The 22,313-nt window shown below is 69.6% G+C and carries 21 protein-coding genes, 1 tRNA gene and 1 pseudogene; 10 read left to right on the top strand and 13 right to left on the bottom strand.

Annotated elements, in window-relative coordinates:
* Positions 1 to 95: 95 nt before the first annotated feature.
* The 4 genes from ABLE93_RS01410 to ABLE93_RS01395 form a co-directional block, all read right to left on the bottom strand.
* Positions 96 to 1,415 (bottom strand): protease, encoded by a 1,320-nt coding sequence (locus ABLE93_RS01410; RefSeq protein ID WP_348837397.1) that lies wholly within the window; start codon positions 1,413 to 1,415, stop codon positions 96 to 98.
* Between the two features lie 139 nt (positions 1,416 to 1,554).
* Complete coding sequence (locus tag ABLE93_RS01405; protein WP_348837396.1) at positions 1,555 to 2,163, bottom strand: nucleoside deaminase; 609 nt, start codon at positions 2,161 to 2,163, stop codon at positions 1,555 to 1,557.
* Between the two features lie 335 nt (positions 2,164 to 2,498).
* The gene (gene acuI / locus ABLE93_RS01400) at positions 2,499 to 3,485 is read right to left on the bottom strand and encodes an acrylyl-CoA reductase (NADPH) (RefSeq protein WP_348837394.1); all 987 of its coding nucleotides are present in this window, start codon (positions 3,483 to 3,485) and stop codon (positions 2,499 to 2,501) included.
* A gap of 116 nt (positions 3,486 to 3,601) precedes the next feature.
* Positions 3,602 to 4,342: a FadR/GntR family transcriptional regulator gene (locus tag ABLE93_RS01395; RefSeq protein ID WP_348837393.1), complete on the bottom strand. Its 741-nt coding sequence runs from the start codon at positions 4,340 to 4,342 to the stop codon at positions 3,602 to 3,604.
* Positions 4,343 to 4,501: 159 nt separating this feature from the next.
* On the opposite strand from ABLE93_RS01395, the pseudogene ABLE93_RS01390 reads away from it, so the two are divergent.
* The 4 genes and pseudogenes from ABLE93_RS01390 to ABLE93_RS01375 all read left to right on the top strand — a co-directional run bounded on the left by ABLE93_RS01390 (position 4,502) and on the right by ABLE93_RS01375 (position 9,206).
* Positions 4,502 to 5,713: pseudogene (locus tag ABLE93_RS01390) on the top strand (ABC transporter substrate-binding protein).
* A 1-nt stretch (position 5,714) separates the two neighbouring features.
* Positions 5,715 to 6,947, top strand: coding sequence for an MFS transporter (locus ABLE93_RS01385; RefSeq protein ID WP_348837392.1), 1,233 nt, complete (start codon positions 5,715 to 5,717; stop codon positions 6,945 to 6,947).
* A 20-nt stretch (positions 6,948 to 6,967) separates the two neighbouring features.
* Positions 6,968 to 7,789 carry an enoyl-CoA hydratase/isomerase family protein gene (locus ABLE93_RS01380; protein WP_348837391.1) on the top strand — a complete coding sequence of 274 codons (822 nt, stop codon included), beginning with the start codon at positions 6,968 to 6,970 and terminating at the stop codon, positions 7,787 to 7,789.
* A 10-nt stretch (positions 7,790 to 7,799) separates the two neighbouring features.
* On the top strand, positions 7,800 to 9,206 hold the full coding sequence (locus ABLE93_RS01375) for a class I adenylate-forming enzyme family protein (RefSeq protein ID WP_348837390.1): 1,407 nt from the start codon (positions 7,800 to 7,802) through the stop codon (positions 9,204 to 9,206).
* 14 nt (positions 9,207 to 9,220) lie between these two features.
* Here the strand turns inward: ABLE93_RS01375 and ABLE93_RS01370 are convergent, their stop codons facing one another.
* From ABLE93_RS01370 to ABLE93_RS01340, 7 genes are all read right to left on the bottom strand, one after another.
* Positions 9,221 to 9,985: a TSUP family transporter gene (locus ABLE93_RS01370; protein WP_348837389.1), complete on the bottom strand. Its 765-nt coding sequence runs from the start codon at positions 9,983 to 9,985 to the stop codon at positions 9,221 to 9,223.
* Positions 9,986 to 9,993: 8 nt separating this feature from the next.
* Positions 9,994 to 11,052 (bottom strand): phenylacetaldoxime dehydratase family protein, encoded by a 1,059-nt coding sequence (locus ABLE93_RS01365; RefSeq protein WP_348837387.1) that lies wholly within the window; start codon positions 11,050 to 11,052, stop codon positions 9,994 to 9,996.
* A gap of 8 nt (positions 11,053 to 11,060) precedes the next feature.
* Complete coding sequence (locus ABLE93_RS01360) at positions 11,061 to 12,116, bottom strand: ABC transporter substrate-binding protein (protein WP_348837385.1); 1,056 nt, start codon at positions 12,114 to 12,116, stop codon at positions 11,061 to 11,063.
* Positions 12,117 to 12,163: 47 nt separating this feature from the next.
* On the bottom strand, positions 12,164 to 12,985 hold the full coding sequence (locus tag ABLE93_RS01355; protein ID WP_348837384.1) for an ABC transporter ATP-binding protein: 822 nt from the start codon (positions 12,983 to 12,985) through the stop codon (positions 12,164 to 12,166).
* A complete protein-coding gene (locus ABLE93_RS01350) occupies positions 12,982 to 13,824 on the bottom strand; it encodes an ABC transporter permease (RefSeq protein WP_348837383.1) in 843 nt (280 codons plus the stop codon). The genes ABLE93_RS01355 and ABLE93_RS01350 overlap by 4 nt, the downstream gene beginning before the upstream one ends.
* Positions 13,821 to 14,567: an ABC transporter permease gene (locus tag ABLE93_RS01345; RefSeq protein ID WP_348837382.1), complete on the bottom strand. Its 747-nt coding sequence runs from the start codon at positions 14,565 to 14,567 to the stop codon at positions 13,821 to 13,823. The genes ABLE93_RS01350 and ABLE93_RS01345 overlap by 4 nt, the downstream gene beginning before the upstream one ends.
* A gap of 114 nt (positions 14,568 to 14,681) precedes the next feature.
* Positions 14,682 to 15,737, bottom strand: a complete 1,056-nt coding sequence (locus ABLE93_RS01340; protein WP_348837380.1) for a nitrilase-related carbon-nitrogen hydrolase — start codon at positions 15,735 to 15,737, stop codon at positions 14,682 to 14,684.
* Between the two features lie 125 nt (positions 15,738 to 15,862).
* Here ABLE93_RS01340 and ABLE93_RS01335 point away from each other — a divergent pair, with 125 nt between their 5' ends.
* The 3 genes from ABLE93_RS01335 (at position 15,863) to ABLE93_RS01325 (ending at position 18,174) form a co-directional block, all read left to right on the top strand.
* Complete coding sequence (locus tag ABLE93_RS01335; RefSeq protein ID WP_348837378.1) at positions 15,863 to 16,804, top strand: LysR family transcriptional regulator; 942 nt, start codon at positions 15,863 to 15,865, stop codon at positions 16,802 to 16,804.
* Between the two features lie 144 nt (positions 16,805 to 16,948).
* Positions 16,949 to 17,761, top strand: a complete 813-nt coding sequence (locus ABLE93_RS01330; protein WP_348837377.1) for a glutathione S-transferase family protein — start codon at positions 16,949 to 16,951, stop codon at positions 17,759 to 17,761.
* Positions 17,762 to 17,880: 119 nt separating this feature from the next.
* On the top strand, positions 17,881 to 18,174 hold the full coding sequence (locus tag ABLE93_RS01325; RefSeq protein ID WP_348837376.1) for a GNAT family N-acetyltransferase: 294 nt from the start codon (positions 17,881 to 17,883) through the stop codon (positions 18,172 to 18,174).
* Between the two features lie 69 nt (positions 18,175 to 18,243).
* Here the strand turns inward: ABLE93_RS01325 and ABLE93_RS01320 are convergent.
* Positions 18,244 to 18,319, bottom strand: a tRNA-Ile gene (locus ABLE93_RS01320).
* A 156-nt stretch (positions 18,320 to 18,475) separates the two neighbouring features.
* On the opposite strand from ABLE93_RS01320, the gene ABLE93_RS01315 reads away from it, so the two are divergent.
* Both ABLE93_RS01315 and ABLE93_RS01310 read left to right on the top strand, forming a co-directional pair.
* Positions 18,476 to 19,222 (top strand): SIMPL domain-containing protein, encoded by a 747-nt coding sequence (locus ABLE93_RS01315; RefSeq protein WP_348837374.1) that lies wholly within the window; start codon positions 18,476 to 18,478, stop codon positions 19,220 to 19,222.
* Between the two features lie 196 nt (positions 19,223 to 19,418).
* A complete protein-coding gene (locus ABLE93_RS01310) occupies positions 19,419 to 20,612 on the top strand; it encodes an NUDIX hydrolase (protein ID WP_348837373.1) in 1,194 nt (397 codons plus the stop codon).
* A 15-nt stretch (positions 20,613 to 20,627) separates the two neighbouring features.
* On the opposite strand, the gene ABLE93_RS01305 is transcribed toward ABLE93_RS01310, so the two are convergent.
* Entirely contained in the window at positions 20,628 to 21,425 is a 798-nt protein-coding gene (locus tag ABLE93_RS01305; RefSeq protein WP_348837372.1) for a DUF2189 domain-containing protein, read from the bottom strand.
* A 194-nt stretch (positions 21,426 to 21,619) separates the two neighbouring features.
* Between ABLE93_RS01305 and ABLE93_RS01300 the strand changes: the two genes are divergently transcribed.
* Positions 21,620 to 22,300 carry a FecR family protein gene (locus ABLE93_RS01300; RefSeq protein WP_348837369.1) on the top strand — a complete coding sequence of 227 codons (681 nt, stop codon included), beginning with the start codon at positions 21,620 to 21,622 and terminating at the stop codon, positions 22,298 to 22,300.
* The last annotated feature ends 13 nt before the right edge of the window (positions 22,301 to 22,313 follow it).

Here is a 22,313-nt window from a genome sequence, read left to right as displayed (position 1 = left end):
GCGTCAAACCTGTCGTGAGGTCGGCGAAACTGACCATCTGGACGTTAAATTCGCGTGACGCCGGTGCACGCAATCCTGTCGATCTCGCCCTCGGCTCACCGGATCGCCAGCTCCCCTGATGGCCGCTCGGGCGTCTTGAGGTGCAACCGCTCCGGAAGGGTGACGATGTAGGACAGGGCCCGCGCGTAATCGAGCACGAGCCCGGGCGTCCATGCCATCGACGCCGCCCGGCGCCGCATCCGCGTGGCGACGAGAAGCTCGGGGCTGAAGCAGAGGCGGAGCAGGAAATAGGGCGATCGCGCATAGGGCGCGAAGATGCCCTCCAGCCCCGCATCCAGCGCCGCCGCGACGGTGCTGGAGCAGTTGCGGCTGGTGAGGTTGTAGGTCGTGTTGCGGCTGTAGTGCTGCCAGAAGCGGCGCAGCGCGGCCTCGTCGATCCCGGAGATCTGCACGTTCATGGTGGGCTCGCACCAGTCGGCCACCTCCTCGGCGTGGCTCGGCAGAAAGCGGCCCGCCACGTCGTTGTCGTGGGTCGCCCGCAGCACCCGGCGAAAGTCCTCGGGCGACCGCTCGATCTCCACCGCCGGATAATGGCTGATGTAGATGTCCGCCATCTCCAGCGCGGCATGGCCGGTGGAGATGGTGCCGCTGGAATCGTGGGCGGCGATATAACGGCTGATGGCGTGATCGACACGCGCGATGGCCCCGGTGGGTGTCCAGACGTGGACGATCACCGATCCGCGCCGGGCCTTGCTCTCGTCCGTCAGGATGGGGGAGACGGCGTCCACCGCGTCTGGGGACCGCTCCGCAGCGCCCGGGTCGAGCAGTCCCTCGCGCACCGCCTTTGAGAACGGAACGCCGGGCGGCAGCCGCGCGAGGCGGATGGCGAAGGCAATGGTGTTGACGGCGGAGAGCATCAACAGCATCCCCACGTCGACGCCGATGGAGCCGCGCCAGTGGGTGGGCCAGGGCGAGATGAACCAGATGCCGATGACGAATTCGAACGCCGCGATGAGCATCGCCCGGTGCCATCCCTCGAACCGGACGAGATAGACCGTGCCGGCCCGCCAGCACGCATCGCCCACGAGGAAGACGCCGGCGGCAATCCCTACCACCATGTCGGCGCGTCCCGCCGTCACCAGCACGATGAGGGCGAGGGCGAAAAACATGGCGGCCTTGCTGAAGCGCAGCGCGCGGCCGGCCCCCGTGATTCCGAGGCCGCCGAGTAGCGCCGCCGCGCCATCGATGGCGAGGGGGATGGCGAAATAGATGGGATTGATGCGGTATTCGTCGATCAGCGCATTGGCGAAGAAAAAGGCGCCGAGGGCGAACCAGACCGCGCCGGCGAGCGCCAGCACCCACCATCGCCGCCGGGTTGTCTCGGTGCCGTACAGGATGAGCAGAAGTTCGATCACGGCGTCGGCGCTCCTCGCCCGGGTCCTGACCCCGGCCCGCGTCCCGCCATGTCGCATGTTCCCATGACGAATGGCCTCATGATGACAGGATTATTTGCGCCAGTTCGCTGTGACGGGCGCGCGATATTCGGCCGGCGCCTCATGGCTTGGTCTTTACCGTTTCGAACAGGGCCAGCGCCTCGTCCCGCAGAACGCCGCCGGTGATCTCCACCTTCAGGAAAGGCGCCTGCTGGGCCATGGCGGTGGCGATGGTCAGGGCCGGCATGGGCAGGCGGGTGATGCGGGCGGCGAGGTCCTGGGTCGAGGCGCCGTAGACCACGCGGTCGATGCCGCACCACAGGATCGCGCCCATGCACATGGCGCACGGTTCGCCCGACGAATAAAGGGTTGTGCCCTTCAGTTCCTCCGGCGTCCGCGCGGCGAGGAAGCGGCGGATGGCCACCATCTCCCCATGGGCGGTGGGATCGGCGAGGCGGCGCGTCAGGTTCGGCCCCCGCGCCATCACCTGCCCGTCGCGGACGATGACCGTGCCAAACGGCGTATCGCCCTCGGCCGCCATGGCGAGGGCCTCCCGCATGAAGCCTTCGTCCTGGGTGCGGGCCGGCCCGGTGGTGGCGTCCGCACGGGCAGCGTCGGGCAAGAGCGCAAGAACGCTTCCGCCGGCCACCGCGGCCAGCGCTGCCCGGCGGGTCGGCAGCGCCTGCGCTGCGGCCGACCCGACGGTCCGCTCCTGCTGGCCCCGGGCCATGCTTGCTCCGCGATGCTGTGTCGGGAACAGGGAACCACAGCCGCCGCACGGCCACAAGCCGCGACGGGCGCCGGCAGTCCCGTCGCCGGGGTGCGTCGCATCATGGATTTGGAAGCGGCCGCGCAAATGCTGAGATTCGCCGAAATCGTGTCGGCGAATACTTGCCCCTCCGCGCCCATCAGCCGGTGCCGATGGGAGCCGAATCACGGTCGATACCGGCGCGCGCTGGGGCGCCATCCCCTTGCGTTATGTGGTATATCGGCTTCGGTGCCGGCCTCGCCGCGGATGGCCATGAACGCGAGGCCGGTGCCGCGCGTCCATCGCTTGCCCAGGTGCTAGGTGCGGACCACCGTGCGGCCACGGACGCGCCCGGCGATGATGTCGTCGGCAAGCTCGGGCAACGCGTCGAGGCCGACCTCGCGCGTCACGGCCTCGATGTCGGCCGGGTCGAGCAGCTCGGCGATGCGCTCCCAGGCCATGGTGCGGCGCGCGAGGGGGCAGTTCACCGAATCCACCCCGAGGAGCGCCACGTTGCGCAGGATGAAGGGGAAGACGGTGGTGGGCAGGTCCGTGGCGGCGGCGAGGCCGCAGGCCGCAACGGCGCCGCCATAGGCGGTCGCGGCCAGCACGTTGGCAAGGATCTGGCCGCCCACCGTATCCACCGCGCCGTGCCAGCGTTCCCCGGCGAGGGGCTTACCGGCGGCGGCGTAGGTCTCGCGGTCGACGATGGCGCTGGCGCCGAGGCTCTTGAGGAAGTCCTCCTCGGTGCGGCGGCCGGTCAGCGCGCTGACCTTGTAGCCGAGGCGCGACAGGAGCCGCACCGCCACGCTGCCGACGCCGCCCGCCGCGCCCGTCACCAGCACGTCACCGCCCGGCGTGATGCCGTAGCGCTCAAGAGCATCCACGCAGAGCATGGCGGTGAGACCGGCGGTGCCGATGGCCATCGCCTGGCGGGTGGTGAGGCCCGCCGGCAGCTTCACCAGCCATTCGCCCTTCACCTTGGCGCGCTGGGCAAAGCCGCCGGACCAGCTTTCGCCGACACCCCAGCCGGTGAGCACCACCTTGTCGCCGGGGGCAAAGGCCGGGTCGGCGCTGGCGCGGACCGTCCCGGCGAAATCAATGCCCGGGACCATGGGGAAGGTGCGCAGGATGCGGCTCATGCCTTTTAGCGCGAGGCCGTCCTTGTAGTTGAAGGAGGAATATTCCACGTCCACCGTCACGGCGGCGTCGGGCAGGTCCGCCTCGGTGATGGATTCCAGCGCGACCGCCTGGCCGCCCTCGGTCTTGCGGGCCATGAGGGCCTGGAAGGTGTCGGTGCTCATGGGAGTTCGCCTCGTTCTTGGGGTCGCTGGGCGCCCGCGCTTAAGGGCGGGCGGTCGGTCGCCGGCCCTCTGTCGGGCAGGCACGGGGCAGGGGCATTGCGCGGCGCGAGCCGCCCTTATGGCTGGCGCGCCTTTCGGGCCTCGTCGGCCTTGGCGTACTGGGCACGGATATAGAGCACGAGGCCGCCGAGCGCCTCCACAGCCGCGGCGCCGTCGCGCGCGGTGAGCGCGGCGAGCATGCGCTCGTGGTGGGAGACGATCTCCTTGCGGTCGCGCACCCGGAAGATGATCATGTTGCTCACCGGCATGAGCGCTTCCACCACCGCGTTCATCAGGAAACGCAGCAGCGCATTGCCGGCCGCGTCCACCACGGCGCGGTGAAAGCGCACGTCCGAGGCACAGAAATCCTGGTCCGAAATGGTGGCGGTCTTCTGGATGGCGATCTCCGCCTCCAGCGCCGCGAGATGGGCATCCGTGCGGTTCTGCGCGGCGAGCCGGCAGCAGACGGCCTCCATCTCCAGCCGGGCGGTCGCCATTTCCTCCAGCGTGATGCCGCCGCTCGCCACCATCAGCGTCACAGAGGTGCCGAGGCTCGTGGCGAGTTCCTCCGGCGAGGGGCCCGTTACGAAGGTGCCGCCCGAGGGGCCGCGACGGGAACGGATGAGGTGGCGCGCGGCGAGCCGCTTCAGCGCCTCCCGCACGGTCGGCCGGGAGACGCCGAACTGGGCCGCCAGCTCTTCCTCGGTGGGCAGGCGCTCGTCCACCTTCAGCCGGCCGTCCATGATCGCCTGCTGGAGCTGGTCGGCGATCTGACTGGCGGCGCTGGTGGTGACGATCTGGCCGTAGGTGGGTTCCATCGGGCAAGGGTCCGGATGCGATTTCTCCAGTCCTTGGTCTCAGAACTCACCTGTCAAATCAACCAAAAATTATTTGTTTGACAAATAGTGGAATGGGCCTTTTCGTTGGGACGATCGCGGACGCAGACGCCGCGGCACATAAATGCCAGGGAGAGAGATATGCGCGCTGCCATCGCCGCGGCGACCATGCTGACATGCGTGGTCGCAGCCCATGCGGAAGACATGCCCACCTTCCGCATCGGCGTGCTCAACGACCAGTCCAGCCTCTATTCCGACATCGCCGGGTCCGGCTCAGTCACCGCCGCGCAGATGGCGGTGGAGGATTTCAAGCCCGAGACGCACGGATTCAAGGTCGAGGTGGTTTCGGCCGATCACCAGAACAAGGCAGACGTCGGCTCGTCCATCGCGCGGCGCTGGTACGATCTCGACAAGGTGGACGCCATCGTGGACGTGCCCACCTCCTCGGTGGCGCTGGCGGTGGCCGACATCACCCGCGACAAGAACAAGGTGTTCCTTGTGGCCAGCGCCGGCAGCTCCGATCTCACCGGCAAGGCCTGCACCCCCAACACCATCCACTGGACGTACGATACCTGGGCGCTCGCCAACGGCACCGCGCGGGCCATGATAAAGCAGGGCGGCACGTCCTGGTATTTCCTCACGGCGGACTATGCCTTCGGCCACGCCCTTGAGCGCGACGCCGCCGAGGTGGTGAAGGCCAACGGTGGGCAGGTGCTCGGCCATGCGCTGGCGCCGTTCCAAACCTCGGATTTCTCCTCCTTCATCCTCCAGGCGCAGGGCTCTGGGGCGAAGGTGGTGGCGCTGGCCAACTCCGGCGGCGATACCATCAATTCGGTGAAGCAGGCGGCCGAGTTCGGCCTGTCGCAGAAGCAGAAGCTTGTCAGCCTGCTCATCTTCCTGTCCGATATCCACTCCCTCGGGCTCAAGACGGCGTAGGGGCTGATGCTGACCAACGCCTTCTACTGGGACCTGAACGACGGCACCCGCGCCTTCGGCAAGGCGTTCGGCGCGCGCAACGGCGGCCGCATGCCCACCATGAACCAGGCCGGCACCTACGCCTCCACGCTGCACTGGATGAAGGCCATCGCCGCCATGGACAAGACCAAGGCGCGCGACGGCGGCGCCGTGGTCGCACAGATGAAGCAGATGCCCACGGACGACAAGCTCTTCGGCAAGGGCCACATCCGCGCCGACGGCCGCACCATCCACGACATGTATCTGTGGCAGGTGAAGACGCCGGAGCAGTCCAAGGGGCCGTACGACTATCTCACCCTCATCGCCACCATTCCCGGCGACGAGGCGTTCCGCCCCATGTCGCCGGAGGCCTGCCCCATGCTGAAGAAGGCCGGATAATATGGCGGTGCCGGCGCAGCCCGCCGCGGGCGTGCAGGGCAAGGCGGCTTCCCTCGCGATCCTCGTGGTCGCGGAGGTGGCCGCCATGGCCACCTGGTTTGCGACCACGGCCTCACTGGGTGCCATCCGCGCCCAGTGGGACCTGTCGCCCTTCCAGGAGGCCCTGCTCACCAGCTCGGTGCAGGCGGGCTTCGTCACCGGCACGCTGGCGAGCGCGCTGCTCTCGCTGGCCGACCGGGCGGACCTGCGCACCCTGTTCTGCACCTCGGCGCTCATAGCCGCGCTGGCCAACGGCGCCATCCTGCTGTTCGAGCCCACCCACCCGGCGGTGGCGATCCTGCGGTTCATCACCGGCATGTGCATGGCCGGGGTCTATCCGGTGGGAATGAAGCTCGCCGCCACCTGGGCCAAGGGCGACCTCGGGCTGCTCATCGGCATGCTGGTGGCGGCGCTGACCCTCGGCTCCGCCTCGCCCCACGCCATGGCGGCCCTCGGCGGTCTGGACTGGCGGGCGCCGGTGGCGGGGGCAGCCGCGAGCGCGCTGGTCGCGGCGGGCCTCATCCGCTTCGCCAAGGTCGGCCCCAACCATGCCAAGGCACCGCCCCTGCGCCTGTCCAACGCCCTCGATGCGTTCCGTCGGCCGGCGCTGCGCCTCGCCAATCTTGGCTATTTCGGCCACATGTGGGAGCTCTACGCCATGTGGGCGTGGATCGGCGCCTTCCTGGCGGCGAGCTTTGCCGCCCGCTACGGCGATGCGCCGCCCTTCGATCCGCGCCTTGCCACCTTCGCCGTTGTGGCCATCGGCGCCGTGGGGGCGCTGGGCGGCGGCTTCCTCGCCGACCGCATGGGCCGCACTTTCGTCACCGCCCTTTCCATGACGGTGAGCGGGCTGTGCGCGGCGGGCATCGGCTTCCTGTTCGGCGCTTCGCCCCTCGTGCTGCTGCCGGTGGCATTGGTGTGGGGGGTCACCGTGATCTCCGATTCCGCCCAGTTCTCCGCCGCGGTGACCGAGCTGTCCGACCGCTCGCTGGTGGGCACCATGCTGACGGTGCAGACCTGCGTCGGCTTTCTCATCACGCTGGTGAGCATCCATCTGCTCCCCTACGCGGTGGACCTTCTCGGCTGGCGCTACGCCTTCCTGATGCTCGCCATCGGCCCCTTCCTCGGCGTCCTCGCGATGATGCGCCTCAGGCTGAAGCCCGAGGCGGCGAGCATGGCCGGCGGGCGCCGCTGACGTTTTCCGACGAGGCCCCCATGACCTTTTCCAAGATCCTGTACGAGACCCTCGACGGCGTCGCGCTCATCACCCTCAACCGGCCCGAGCGCACCAACGCCCTCGACCAGGAGATGCTGGGCGAGATCTCCGCCGCCATGGACCTGGCCGAGGCCGATCCCAACGTGCGGGCGGTGGTGGTCCGCGGGGCGGGAAGCGCGTTCTCCTCCGGCTTCGACCTGAAGGCGCAGATGGAGGCGCGGCCGGCCGGCGTCGACGAATGGCGGCCGCTGCTGCGCAAGGATTTCGACACGGTGATGCGGTTCTGGCACTGCCCCAAGCCCACCATCGCCATGGTGCGCGGGCCGTGCCTTGCCGGAGCCTGCGAGCTGGCGCTGGCGTGCGACATGACCATTGCCTCGGAAGACGCCTTCTTCGGCGAGCCGGAGCTGAAGTTCGGCGCCGGCATCGTGGTGATGCTGCTGCCGTGGATCGTCGGCCCCAAGATCGCCAAGGAGATCATCCTCCTCGGCGAGGACCGGGTGAGCGCGCGGCGCGCGGCCGAGATCGGCATGATCAACCGCGTGGTCGCCGCCGAGCGGCTTGAGGACGAGGTGCTGCGCATCGCCCGCCACATCGCCGCGGTGGACCCTGGCCTCATCAAGGAGACGAAGCGTGCCCTCAACCGGGCACTGGAGACGCAGGGGCTGCTCCAGGCGCTTGAGAGCGCGCTGGAGATCGACCTCGCCATCGAGGGCGCCGGCTCCGCCGACAAGATCGCCTTCTTCGACGTGGCGCGGCGCGAGGGCCTCAGGGCCGCCATCGCCTGGCGCGACAGCCGCTTTCCCAGCCCCGGCGCGTGAGGGGGCGGCGATGACATCCGCCCGCCAACAAGGCGCGCTCGCCGGCATCCTGTCGTCGGCGACGGGCGTGGTCGAGGATGACGGCGGCGTCTCCACCACCGCCGAACTCGCCGCGGCGGCCTCCGACCTTGCCGCGCGTCTCGCCGCGGCCGGCCTGAAGCCCGATGAGCCGGTGGTGGTGACGGTGGCGAATCGCGCGGCCGACCTTGCCGCCGTGTTCGGCATCTGGCAGTCGGGCGGCGTCGCCGTCCCGCTTCATGCCGGGGCCGCCGAGACCACGCGGGCGGCGGTGCTGGAGCAGGTCCGCCCCCGCTTCCTGATGGCCGACGGGCAGGTGCTGACGTTATCCGATGCGCCCCCGCCGGAGCGGCCGCTGCTGGCGGGGGCTGCGCTGGTGGTGTTCACCTCCGGCTCCACCGGCAAGCCCAAGGGCGTGGTGCTCGGCCATGACCGGCTTTCCGGCAAGCTTGATGCCTTGCAGGAATTGCTGCGCCTGTCGCCGGCCGACACGGTGGTGCTGCCGCTCCAGCTCATCTTCATCTTCGGCCTGTGGGTGATGTTGCTGTCGCTGCGGGCGGGCGCCCGGCTGTCGCTGGTGGGCAAGTTCTCGCCGGCCGCGCTGCGCGCCCGCCTGCCGGCCACGACGGTGCTGGCGACCGTGCCGTCCATGCTGCGGACCCTGTTCGCGGAGGGCGTGATGGAAGCTCCGGCCCTGCGCGCCATCCTTACCGGAGGGGAGGGGCTGGGCGCGCATCTCTCCAGCGAAATCGAGCGCCAGCTGCCCTCGGCCGGCGTGTTCGATCTCTACGGCCTGACCGAGACCGGCTCCTGCGACTTCTGCCTGCGGCCGCAGGACGCCGCCACCGGTCGTGGCGCCATCGGCCGGCCGACCCCCGGTGTCGCCTATGAGATCGCCGCGGGCACGGCTGGCGTGCCCGATCCCGACGCGGGCGAGCTGCTGGTGCGCTCGCCCTTCGGCATGCTCGGCTATCTGGACAATCCCGCGCTCACGGCCGAGGCGTTCCGCGAGGGCTTTTTCCGCACCGGCGACGTGGCCCGGCGCCGCCCGGACGGGATGGTGGAGATCATCGGCCGCATCAAGGAGATTGTCTCGCGCGGCGGCAACAAGATCGCGCCGGCGGAGATCGAGCTCATGCTCTCCGCCCATCCGGCCGTGGGGCAGGTGCTGTGCGCGGGCGTTCCCGATCCGCGGCTGGGCGAGGCCCTGCACGTGGCCGTGGTGCTGAAGGCCGGGTGCAGCGCGTCGCCCGAAGACCTGCGGGCGTGGTGCAAGGAACGGACGGAGCGCTTCAAGGTGCCCGACGCCGTTCATGTGGTGGAGGCTCTGCCCACCGGCCCCACCGGCAAGGCTCTGCGCGCCGGCATCCGGGATCTGGTGCGGGGCACCTCGGGATAGCCCGAGCAGGCCGCCTACAGGGCGCCGATCAGCAAAGCGGCGCCACGCACCGTCGCCATCGCACCGACGAGGACCAGGGCGGTCAACGCCACGGCGCGATGGCCGCCGGGAATGCGGCGGAACAGCACTCCTCCCACCAGCGTGCCGAGCACCAGCGCCGGAAGAAGCACCAGGGCGAGGGTGAGGTCGCGGCCGGCGAGCTGGCCCGTCAGCGCGCCAAACATCAGGGGCGCGGCGCAGAACAGCGAGAACACCAACGTCATGGACGCGCGCGCTGCTGCCGGGGCGAACCAGCCGCGCAGATAGAAGGCGGTGAGGGGCGGCCCGCCCATGGCGACGAGCCCCTGAAGGAAGCCGGACGATGCGCCCGCCAGCAAGGCCACCGAAAGGGCGGGACGGGGAGAGCGCACGGGCGGCGCCAGAGCCAGCCCCAAAGCTGCGCCGATGGTCACAAGGCCGACCACGAGGCGAATGGCGTCCTGCGGCGCCAGATGCAGCAGCAGGGCTCCCACGGCGACGAAGGGCAGGCCCGCCAGCGTGATGGCGGCGCTGCTGCGCCGGTCCACCGCGGCAAGGTCGCTGCGCAGGGTCACCGCGCCGGAGACGAGTTGCAGGATAAGCACCACCGGCACCGCGTGGGCCGGATCCATGAACACCGACGCGAAGGGCATGGCGAACAGGCCGAAGCCGAAGCCGGTGAAGCCCCGCAGCACCGCCGCGCCAGCCACCACCAGCGACAGGACGAGCGCCATGGTGACAAACTGGGGATCGAGGGCCATGGGTGGCTTCAGGCGGCAGCTTCGAGGATCCGGGCCTCGAAATAGGGGATCAGGCCGGTGGACGGCGGGCAGTTGACGTACTCGAAATCCAAGGCGTCGCCGTCGAGCACGTAGATCTCGTTGTAGGTGCGCAGTTCCAGCGCCTCCTGATACTTGCGCCGTTCGGCCATGGCGCGATGGTAGATGGCAAGGTGGGTCGGATGGTGCTTGGCCCACGTCTCCAGATGATGGAGGGAGAGGAAGAGACCGAGGGAATAGGCTTCTTCCAGCGGCTGCCCGGCGGCATCGGTGAGGACCACCTGCCGCAGCGCCGGGCATCCCGTCTCCGCCGGATTCTCCCGCAGATAGTCCATGCCGGCGTCGAGCTTCGGCCGCACGTTGCGTTCGTAGCTCTCGCGCTGCTCGGCGCCACAGGCGGCCCAGGAGACGCCGGAGCGGATCACCGTGAGGCCTGTCGGCGGACGGATGGCGAGCCTTTGCCCGCGTCCCGCCGGCAGCGCGGCGAGGGGGGCGAGCCGGACCGCCGCGCCATCGAGCCGGTCCCAGCCGGAAGCGGGAATGCGGTCGCGCGCGGCGCCCCAATAGCCGGTTTCTCCCATCTCCTCGAGGCGCGAGAAGGGGCAGGCGGAGAGCCCGCGGCGATATTCGGCGAAGGCGATGGTCTCGGCCCGCTCGGGAACGGTGCTCACCGGCTCCCACCACTGGGCAAGGTCCTCGGCAAGGGCGCGCTGGCCCGCGCGCCATGCGGCGATGTCCGGCACCGCGACCCAGCGGCCGAAGGCGTCCCGGTCGGGCCAATAGAGGGCTGCCATGACGGTGCGGCGCCCCTCCGCGTCGACGAAGGCCGCGCGATCGAGATAGGCGGGGGCTGAAGGCGCCGCCGCTGCCGCCGCGAGAAAATCCCCCAGGGCCTGCTCGGCTCGGGCGTCGTCCGCGCCCGCCATCCCCACGAACAGCACCGCGAGGTGGCCGGGCGCGTGGTCGAAGCGCGCGGAATAGCGGATGATCGGCGGGACATGTCCCGCCGGCCGGTTCATGGGGTAGAGGCGCTCCGGGTGCTCCGACATGGCGCGGCTCAGCTCGCATCTGTGGCGAAGGCGCGGAGCTTGGGGTCGTCGGCGATCATCTTCAGATACTTGTCGGTGATGTAGTCCTTGGCGTCCGGCGTCTTCTGCAGGGTGCCGGTGGACTTCAGATATTCGGCGAGATCGGTGTGCCACGTGTCCATCACCGACAGCCCCTTGGAGCGATCGAACAGCTTGAGCTGCTCGTCGAGGGTGTAGATGGGGCGCTTGTCGTAATCGATCTCGATGAAGTGGTCGGAGAGCGTCGTGCCACCCTCGGGATAGAATTTCTTCATGTACTGCATCGTCTCGGCGCGGTGCTTCTTCTGCCAGGCGATGGAGCGCAGGTAGACGGCAAGCACCTTCGCCACCATCTCGGGATGCTCCTGGGCATAGTCGGCGCGGACCACTACGGCGGCAGTTACCGCCGCCCCGCCGTCCCGTCCGGTGCAGAGCGTCTTGGTGTCGGCCTTCTCCTGCAACGTGTAGGAGAAGGGCGGCCACGCCGCGGCGATGGCGCCGTTGCCGGAGGAATAGGCGGCGATGGCCTGCGCCGGGCCGAGATTGACCACGCGCACGTCGTTGGGGCCGAGGCCCATCTTCTTCAGGCAGGCCACGGCGGCATAGTGGCCGGTGGAGTTGGTGGTGAGCAGAATCTCCTTGCCCTTCAGCGTGGAGGGATCCTTGAGGATGGCGTCGGCATCCTTGGCGCGGGCGGCGACCCATGCGGTGTCGGACTGGTCGTCCGCAAGGGCGATGGTGAGCAGGTTGAAGCGCACCGCACCGAGCACCGCGGGCGGCGAGCCGGTGCCGCCGATGTCCCAGGACTTGGACGGCGCCGCCGCGATCTGCTGCGGGCCGGCGGGGAAGGTGGAGAAGCTGGGCTCGATGCCCACCTCCTTCCACCAGCCCCTTTCGGTGGCGATGTAGAAGGGCAGCGACCAGTAGAGGGCCGGCTGGTAGGAGATGTTCACCGTCTCCGCCCGCGCGGTGGCCGGGAGCGCGGCGGCAAGGGCAAGCCCCGCGGCAAGGAAGGCGCGGGCGAGGGTCGGGCTGCGACTGGGCATGGTCTTTTGTCCCCTTATGTCCTGGAAGGTCCGGTGTCGTGCGCGCGTCACGAGGCGATGGAGAGGCGGCCGGTGGCCTCCTCCGCAGGGGCGCCCGCCGAGCGCAGGAGCCGCCAGAGCCGGGTGCGGATGCGGATGAAGGATTCGAGCTCCATCACTTCCTCCACCGAGCGCTCGGCCCAGCGCTCCGACTGGCGCAGGGCCGCGACGTCGATGATCTCGCGGATGGAGCCGGGGCGTCCCGCCATCACCACCACGCGGTCGGCGAGATAGGTCGCTTCTTCCACGGAATGGGTGATGAAAAGCACCGTGCGGCGCTGGCGCGCGGTGAGGCGGATGAGCTCTTCCTGCATCTCGATGCGGGTCTGCGCGTCGAGCGCGCCGAACGGCTCGTCCATCAGCAGCACCTCCGGCTCCAGGATGAAGGAGCGCGCGATGGCGACGCGCTGCTGCATGCCGCCGGAGAGCTGGTGGGGATAGCTGTCGCCATGGCCTTCGAGGCGCATGGTGGCGAGATAACGGTCCACCAGCGGCCGGGCCTCGGCCTCGCCCATGCCCCGGCACTTCAGGCCGAAGCCGATGTTCTGGCGCACCGTCTTCCATGGGAGGAGGGCGAACTGCTGGAACACGACGGCCCGGTCGGGACCGGGCCCCGACACCGCCCGCCCGCCCACGGTGACGGAGCCGGTGGTGGGATGGTCGAGCCCCGCGGCGAGGCGCAGTAGGGTGGTCTTGCCGCAGCCGGACGGGCCGACGATGGCGACGAACTCGCCATCGGGCACATGGAGCGAGACGGGTTCGAGGGCCTGATAGGTGCCGCCCTTGCGCTCGAAACAGCGGGTGACGTCGTTGAATGCGATGCCGCTCATGCGCCCACCCTCCAGTTGCGCCCGATGCGGGCGTCGATCTGCCGAAGCCCGAGGTCGATCACGAGACCGATGAAGCCGATGGTGGCCATGCCGGCCATCACGATGGGGGTCTCCACCGCGCCCTGGCCCTGCACGATCAGGTAGCCGACGCCCGAGGAGGCGACGATCAGCTCGGCACCGATGAGGGATTGCCAGCCCAGCGCCGCCGCCACGCGGATGCCGGCCATGATGGAGGGCAGCGCCGAGGGCAGCAGCACGTCCACGATCAGCCGGTAATCGCTCGCCCCCATGGTGCGGCAGGCCTCGATCAGCCGCGGGTCGGCGGTCTGCGCCCCGCGGAAGGTGTTGATGACGCAGGCGGCGAAGGCGCCGGAAAAGACGATGAGGATCGGCCCGCCCACGCCCGTGCCGAACCACAATGCGGCGAACGGCACCCAGGCGAGGGGGGCGATGAAGCGGAAGGTCTCGAAGAAGGGCGCGATGGCGTGCCGGAAGGGCGCGAACCACCCCATGGCCAGCCCCATCGGCACGCCGAGGACCACGGCCAGGGCGAAGCCGGAGAAGAAGCGGCCAAGGCTCGCCACAAGGTGCTGCTGGAGCGTCGCGCCGGCGAAGGGCACGCCGATATTCTTCACCAGCGCCTGCGCCACGTCCCACGGCGAGGGCAGCAGCATCTTCGGCAGCAGGCCGGACCAGGCGAGGGCGAACCAGACGCCGAGGGCCAGCGTGATGCTCGCGGCGGACAGCAGACTCAGCCGCAGGCGGGGGGTGAGCCAGCGCCGGGCGGGCCGGCGGCGCAGCGGGCGGGAGCCGCTTTTCGAGAGCATGTCCACGCTCATGGCGTCACCTTCAGCCAGGGCAGGCAGCGCCGCTCGATCACGCCGAGCAGCCACGTCATGGTGGCGCCGCACAGGGCGACCATGGCCATGGCGACGACGATCATGCCGGGAAAGATGTCCTGCGCCGCCGTCATCAGCACCCGGCCGAGGCCGAAGAAGGCGCCGATCAGCTCCGCCGCCACCAGCGCCATCCACGAGGCCTGGAGCGAGACGCGCAGCCCCGAGAAGATCATCGGCGCGGCGCCGGGAATGATGACGTCCAGAAGCAGCCTGCGGGTGCCCGCGCCATGCACGCGGGCGGCGGCGATGATGTTGGGATCGACGTTGCGCACGCCGGTGAAGGTGTTGATGAGGCTCGGTACGAAGGCCGTGAACCAGATCACGAAGATCTTCGCGCCGTCGCCGAGGCCGAACCAGATGATGGCGAGCGGAATCCAGGCGAGGGGCGGGATGGGGCGGATGAAGGCGACGATGGGGCCGAAGACCGCCTCGGCGCTCCGGCTCATGCCCATGGCGAGGCCGATGGGCAGCGCCGAGCCCGCCGCCACCGCGAAGCCGAGGAAGGCCAGCCGGATGGAGTGGAGCGTGTGCTCCATGAGCGTGCCGCCCGCATAGCCGGTGGTGGCGAGCTGGACGGCGGCGTCCCACACGTCGGCCGGCTGCGGCACCCGCATGGGATCGAGCGTCTGCGCCGAGATCCACCAGCCGAGGAGGAAGAGGAGGACGGCGCCGCCGCCGATCAAGGCCGGAGCGGCCGTCCGTGCAAGACGAATGAAGCGGAAAGAGCCTGATGGCGCGGGCGCGGATGGCGCTGAACCGGAGGGGACAGGGACGGTGGGCGCTCGCATGGCGCCCTCCTATTCCGCCGCCGCGCCGAAGGGCGCCTGCGGCTCGACTTCGCCCTGGTCCGCCGCATCTTCGCTGATGCTCTCCAGGAGCCGCGGCCGCTCGCGCCGGACCCGCAGCGAGAACAGCTCATGGCGATTGTAATAGCCCGCCATGTCGTGGTGCTGCTTGAGCTCCACCAGGCTCGCCAGGTCGATCTCCGCCACCACGAGACCCTCGCTGTCCGATGGCCGGTCGGCGAGAATCTCGCCGGTGGGACCGACGATCATGGAGGAGGCGCGCGGGCAGGCCCGCATCATGCGCTCCACCTCGTCGTCACCCTCGCTCACGGCAGCGATGGTGGCTTCGTCCAGCACGCCGGCGGCGACCACGCAGAAGACCTTGGCCTCGAACGCATGGGCGGCGGTGCGGAAGCGGATCGCGTCCTTCAGGTCGTAGGGCGCCCCGCCGAGCGGATTGCGGAACGGCCAGATGGCGGGATAGCACGAGCAGTGGATCTCCTCGCCCTCGCTCATGAGCACGTAGCGGGCGAGCGGGTTGTTGTTCTCGCCGCAGATCAGGCCGCCGATGCGGGCGAACGAGGTCTCGACCACCCGCAGGCCCGCCGCGTCGCCGCGGTTCCAGGACAATTGCTCGTAGAAGGTGGGCACCAGCTTGCGATGCAGGTTAAGGATCTCGCCCGTGTCGGAGATCAGCGCCTGCGCGTTCCACATGCAGCCGGGGCTGGTGGTCGACACCTCGCAAAAGCCGAGGCTGACGAAGATGCGGTGGCGGGCTGCCGCAGCCGCGATCTCGCCGATGGGGCCGCGGTCCGACTGGAGCGCGCTCTCGGCGAAGCGGCGGAAGAAGCGGTGGGCGTCGATGGGCCGGTAGAGTCCGGCCCAGACCGGAAAGCCGGGAATGAAGGATTCCGGAAACACCACCAGCCGGGCACCCGCCGCCGCGGCCTCGGCGATCACCGCCACCGCCTTGGCGACGCCGCCGCGCAGGTCAAACAGCGGCGCGGTGACGTGCGCTGCAGCAACCACAGTCCGGCGGCTGCCGTCTGCCCCAGAAAAACCTTTCATGCCAGATGCTTCCTTCGGCCTGTGCACCGCTTGCCGGCGGCTTGCCGGCGAACCACTTGAAAGCATCGTATCGCGGGAGCAGCATTCGAAAAGACCTAAGAAACCGAATATGAGGTTCGGAAAATATGAACCGCTTTACCCTGCGGTCCCTGCGCACCTTCGTGACGGTGGCGGAGTGCAAGACCATCGCAAACGCGGCGGAGAAGCTGGGCCGCAGCCAGGCCTCGGTCTCCACCACCATCAGCGAGTTCGAGGCGCAGGTCGGGCTTCAGCTCTTCGTGCGCAAGCCGGCCAAGGGGCTGGCGCTGACCCCGTCCGGCGAGATCGTGGCGCTGGAGGCGCGCGGGCTGCTCGCCCACGCGGACGAATTCGAGACCATCGCCGGCGCCCTCGGCAACGCGGTGGAAGGGGAGCTCACGGTAGGCTGCTTCACCAACCTCGCGCCGGTGGTGTTTGCCAACATCATGGGCTCGTTCTCCGCCCGCTATCCCCACATCCGCATCCATATCGAGATCGGCGACCAGGAGGAGATCCTGGACGGGCTGAGGAGCGGGCGGATCGAGACCGCGCTCACTTTCGATCTCGGCCTCTCCGACCAGTTCCAGGCGGTGCCCATGGCGACGCTGCCTGCCTTCGTGGTGCTGCCGCAGAACCACGCCCTTGCCGGGCGCGCCAGCGTGCGGCTCGCGGAGCTTGCGGCGGAGCCGATGATCCTGATGGACCTGCCCCACACGCGCGAATACTTCCTGTCCCTGTTCTATGCCTTGGGGCTCGAGCCGAATATCCGCTTCCGCTCCTCGTCCTTCGAGGCGGTGCGCACGTTGGTGGGCAACGGGCTCGGCTATTCGATCCTCAATCTCAAGCCCGCCCTGTCCACCACCTACGACGGCTCGCAGATCGCCAACGTGAAGCTGGAAGACGGCGTGCGGCCCTTGAAGGTGGTGCTGGTGACGCTCAAGCGCATCGCCAAGCGCCGCCTCACCATGACCTTCCAGGATTTCGTGCGCGGCTTCCTGGTGAACTGGTCCAAAAGCCAGACCGAGAGCGAGAGCCGCAAGATCGGCTAGCAAAGGCGGCCTGCGCGACCCCGCAAGGTGAGATGGGTCGCAACCACCGGGTAGAACCCATCGTTATCCCGACGCTGGCCGACCGGATGTTTGCCAGTCGACCCAGCGCCGCGCCTCGGCGTGGCCTACCGTGGAGCCGAACCGATGGTGGATATTCCGCAGCCTGGTGCCAAGCCGCGGCTCTATCACGCACCGTCGTCCTACTACTCGATGATCGCGCGCCTCGCGCTGGCAGAGGGCGGCGTCGCCTATGAGCCCGTCTTGATGGACATCCTCCGCCGGAGGGGCCAGCAGAGGCCGGACTATGTGCGGCTCAATCCCCATATGACGGTGCCGACGCTTGTTCTGTCAGATCGCGTGCTCATCGAGAGCCGGGACATCGCGGCATACGGCCTCGGCGTGAGCGAAGGGGTGCTGGATGGCGAGACGAAAACCTGGCTCGACCTTCACTATGCCTTCCCCATCGAGGAACTGACCTTCGGCACGGCGATTGCGCGCAACCCGCTGGCGCGCATCCTCATTCCCCGGCATCTCGAAACTATCCGGCGGACCCTTCTCGCCCGTGCCGCCGAAAATCCCGACCTCTCAGGCCCGTATGAGGCCCGTGCCGCGCTGTTCGCAGAGCGTGTGCGCACGTTCGATCCTGCGGCGGCGATCGAGCTTTACGCGCGGCGGCGGTCGGAGGCCATGGGGCTGCTCGACCGCCTCGAGCACGCCCTTCGTGATGGCCGCGCCTTTCTCGTGCCACCGGCCTATGGCCTTGCCGACGTGGTGTGGACCGTCTTCCTCGCGCGCGTGGCTTTCGTCGGCCTCGGGGACGAGATCGCCCGGCGGCCGGTCCTCGCGCGTTTTTGGAGCGACATGCAGGGCCGCCCCAGCTTCGCCGCGGCCGACATTTGGGCCCGAGTGCATGTCTTCCGGCTCATCGGCAGCATGCTCAGGCCCGTTCCAGGCTGAGCCGGCGGAAGCTTTTCCGGACCCGGGAATGCCGCTTCGGAGCGGCCCTGAGTTCGCTCCCCCTTGTGCTGCCGGGCGTCGACCATAGGTCTAGGGGGGGCAATGCCAGCGGAGGACACATGGCCGATCCCGCCAGTGACGTGCAGCGCGAGGAGGGCCCGAACGCGGGCCGCTTCTTCATCCCCCTTGGTCCCGGTGCGGAGGCGGAGATGACCTACCGCCTCGCGGACGGAACGATGATCGTCACCCACACCGGCGTCCCGCGCGCCTTCGAAGGCCGCGGCATCGCCGCCTCGCTGGTGCGGGCATTGATCGCCGACGCCCGAGCCCAGGGGCGGAAAATCACCCCGCTCTGTTCCTACGTGGCATCGCAATTCCGCCGCCACCCCGAATGGAGCGACCTCTTGGCATAGGCTGGCGGGACGCAGGCTTTCGGCGCGTTTGGAGCGAGCGACCGGCCACGGTACGCAGGGTGGAAGGGTTGGTAGGCCCGGCAGGACTCGAACCTGCAACCAGACCGTTATGAGCGGTCGGCTCTAACCATTGAGCTACGGGCCCGGCGCGGCGGTGCGTCGGCGCCGCCGTCGTCCTGCTGTAGCAATCCCGCCGTTTCGGAACAACTGGGGGCGATGGCGAGGTCTGCCGCATTGGCGCCGCGTTCGCGCGGTCGTCTCCCGCCGTCGTCCCGGTGGGACAAGAACAAGGAAACATCCCATGGCTCATTCGTCGGCCGGCCTCTCCGTCCGCGCCCCGGCCCGCGCCGCGGCGGCCTTCGCCACCTGGGCCGCCCTGGCTATGGCTGTCGCTGCCGTCCCCGCCGCGGCGGCGACCATCACCGTGGTCGGCGAGGCGCGGCTCACCGCGCGGCCCGACATGGCCATTCTCTCCACCGGGACGCTGAGCACCGCGAAGACCGCCGACGAGGCGCTGGCCGCCAATTCGAAGGCGGTGGCGGACGTCATTGCGGCGCTCAAGGCCGCCGGCGTCGCCGACGCCGACATCGCCACCTCCAATTTCTCGCTCCAGCCGCAGATGTCCTATCCCCAGGGGCCGTCCCGCGAGGCGCCCAAGCTGGTGGGCTTCGAAGTGCGCAACGCGGTGCGCGTCACGGTGCGCGATCTGGGCAAGCTCGGCGCCCTGCTCGACAAGGTGGTGCAGTCGGGCGCCAATCAGGCCTCCGGCCTCTCTTTCACCCTGGCGGAGCCGGGCAAGCTGGAAGGGGAGGCGCGGGTGGCGGCGGTGAAGAACGCCATCGAGCAGGCGAAGAGCGTCGCCGCGGCGGCGGGCCTGCGCCTGACCCGCATCACCTCCATCCACCCCGAGGGGCAGAGCGACAGCCCGGTGATGCCGGCGCCGATGATGATGAAGGCCGAAGCCCAGCGCATGGCGGTGCCGGTGGAGGCCGGCGAAATCGAGCTGCGCGCGCGCAGCGTGGTGGTCTACGAGGCCGAGCCCCTGTAGGGCGCCGGGCGCCCGACGGCGGAGCGTTCCTGGGCCCCGCCGGAGCCGGCAAAGGTAGACCGCGCGTGCCACGGTGGGGCGGCGGCGGATGTTGCCGTGCCTGACTTTGTGATAGATCAGTGAGGGTGACTGATTCCGCCGTGCCTGGGCGACACAGAGGTACGGGCGCTCGTCCCCTCTCGCCGCAGGAATCCTCATGTCGCCTCCGTCGGACTGGCCCCACCTCACGGTCGCAGGCGCGCCGTCGGGACGGCGCGTCCAGTATGCGGCCTTGCCCTATCGCGTCCGCCGCGACGGGGAGGTCCAGATCCGGCTCATCACCTCCCGCGAGACCCGACGCTGGGTCATCCCCAAGGGCTGGCCCATCAAGGGCCTGACCCCACCGAAGACCGCCGCGCGCGAATCCTACGAGGAGGCGGGGCTCGTCGGCGTCGTCGCCCGCGAGCCCATGGGCATGTACAGCTACGAGAAGCGCATCGGCACGCGCTCCGTGTTGTGCGACGTCCTTGTCTTTCCCTTCAAGGTGAAGCGCCTGCTGCAGAAATGGCCCGAGCGCTTCCAGCGCTACGGCTTCTGGTTCTCGGTGGAGACGGCGGCTGCGGCGGTGCAGGAGCCCGATCTCACCGAACTCATCCTCTCGTTCGGCGCGGTCATGGCCCGCCGCTGGGAGGAGAAGCAGCGCAAGGCCGGCCCGCAGGCTGCAGCCGTCGCTGCGGATGGCGAGGGCGGACGGCTCAAGCCGAAGGTGAAGCCGGACGCCGCGCCCGCCGTCACGCCGGAAGGTGGTTTCGAGGTCAAGGCGACCTCCAAGGCAGGCGTGAAGTCCAAGCCGGCCAAGAAGCCGGACGCGGATGCCGCCAAGGGCGCCAAGGCAAGTCTGGCGGCAGGATGGGACGTAGCGGGGACGGCTCCGGAAAACGGCGCCCCCACGGGCGCTCGGGCAGAAGCCAAGGCGGTGCAGTCGAAGAAGGCGCGCATGCCGGCGCAGGAGGCGGCAGCTTTCAAGGCGGGGCGCGGCGCGGTGGCGTCGTCGGGCTCGGCCACACCTTCGCAGGATGTCTCCGGCCAGACCGTCGCCAAGGCGGGTAAGTCCAAGGGCGGCCGGAAGGATGCAGGTCCGGCGAAAGCCGCGCGCGAGACGGCGGCGCAGGACAAGGTGGCGCAGGACGAGGCGGAGCGGGAGAGCGGCGCGGCGGAGCAGCTCGCCCGCACGAAGACCAAGCCGGATAAGTCCGGCAAGGCCAAGCCGCGTCAGGAGAAGGCGCGCGGCAAGGCGCGTGAGCAGAAGGCCAGCGCCGAGAAGGCCGGCAAGGGCGCGAGCGGCAAGGCCGCCGACCTCAAGGCCAAGGGCAAGTCCCGCCCTCCGGGCCGGGATGGCGCGGCCGGCTGAGGCTGCACGCAGGCGTCAGGCCGCCGGAGCGACGGCGCGGCGATAGACATGCCAAGTGGCATGCCCCAGCACCGGCAGCACAAAGATGAGGCCCAGGAAAGCCGGCGCCGTGCCGATGAAGATCAGACCGACCACTGTCACGCCCCAGATGAGCATGGGACCAGGACTGGTCAGCACCGCCTGAACGCTGGTGATCATGGCTGTGACCACGTCGAGGTCCCGGTCCATGAGCAGCGGGAAGGAAACCACCGTGATGGAGAACAGGCCCAGCGCTAGCGCCGCGCCCACCACATGGCCCACGGCCAGGAACCCGAGTCCGTCCGAGGTGGTGAACAGCACGCGCAGAAAGTCCTGCAGGCTGGCGAAAGAGGCAAAGCCGAGGAACAGCGCCAGCAGCAGGCGGACCTGATACATCCAGATGATGAAGGCGAAGATGGTGACGAAGGCCATCCAGCTCAGCTCGCGCTTGCGCTGGTCGAATATGGTGCCGAGCACGCCCTGCCACGTGGGCCGGCGGCCCGCCTCCAGCTCCCGGCTCACGTCGTACAGCCCGGCCGCCACGAACGGACCGACGAGCACCGAGCCGGCAAAGAGCGGATAGGCGAGATAGCCCAGATCGAAGAAGAAGACGCAGGCGAGGATGAGGATGCCGCCGGCCGCATAGAGCCCGCCGAAAGCCAGGCCGAACGCCGGCGCCCGCGCGAAATCCGAGAGCCCGGCCAGCAGCGCCGCCTTGATGTCCGCGAACGTCACCGCCCGCACCACCGGCATGGTCGGCGCCGCCGGCGGCCGATGCTCCACGATATCCGCCATCTCCACCTCCCGCGGGCCCTTTCGGGTCTTGAAAGCGAGCGTGGGAGCCTCTCCGGGGTTTGTAAAGGGGCCCAGGTCAAGGTTCGCGCCGAAATGCTCTTGACGGCTGGAAGCTGCGGTTTCACCACTGAGCGACCGGCCCGCATGCGATGGCGAGGGATCGCAGCGCGCCCAAGGCTCCCGGAGCGACCACCATGATTCAGCCTGTCCGCGCGCCCGCGCCGCGCGCGCTCTCGCTTCTATCCAACGCTGCTTTATCCAATGGGGGAGCGGCGGTTCGGCTGTCGCGCCGCGCACTTCTGGCCGCCATGGCCGCCGGCCTTGTGCCCGGCGCTCTGCACGCAGCCGATCCCGCTGGCGCGGTGGAGGCCGTCACAGGCCCGGGGACGGCGGAGCGCGACGGCCGCTCGGTCAATCTGGCGCCAGGCGATGCACTCTTCGTCGGCGATACCATCCTCACGGGGGAGGCGGCCCGCCTCGCCATGCGGCTCGGTCGCACCACGCAGGTCCGGCTCGGCGGGCGCACGCGCCTGCGCATCGACCGCTTCCTGGTGGACCGCGGCGGCGTCTTCACCCTTGGCAGCGGCGCCATGCTGTACGACCGGCCGGAGGGCGCGCCGGCGCCGGACAGCCAGGTGGATACGCCCTACGGCCGGCTGGTGGTGCGCGGCACGCGCTTTTTCGCAGGCCCCGTGGAGGGGCTCTTCGGGGTCTTCGTCGCGCGCGGCGCGGTGGAGGTCACGGGCGGTGGCACGACCGTCGCGCTCGGGCCGGGGCAGGGCACCGACATCGGCATGCCGGGCCTGCCGCCCTCGCCGCCACGGACCTGGAGCGAGGCCCGCATTCGCGCCGCCCTCGCGCTGGTGGCGCAGTAGAGCCTCCTGGCTG

It is taken from the genome of Xanthobacter pollutisoli, from assembly GCF_040044995.1.
Lineage (GTDB): Bacteria > Pseudomonadota > Alphaproteobacteria > Rhizobiales > Xanthobacteraceae > Xanthobacter.
Note: the sequence above shows the minus strand (reverse complement) of the source record. Positions and strands in the feature narration are given on the sequence as shown.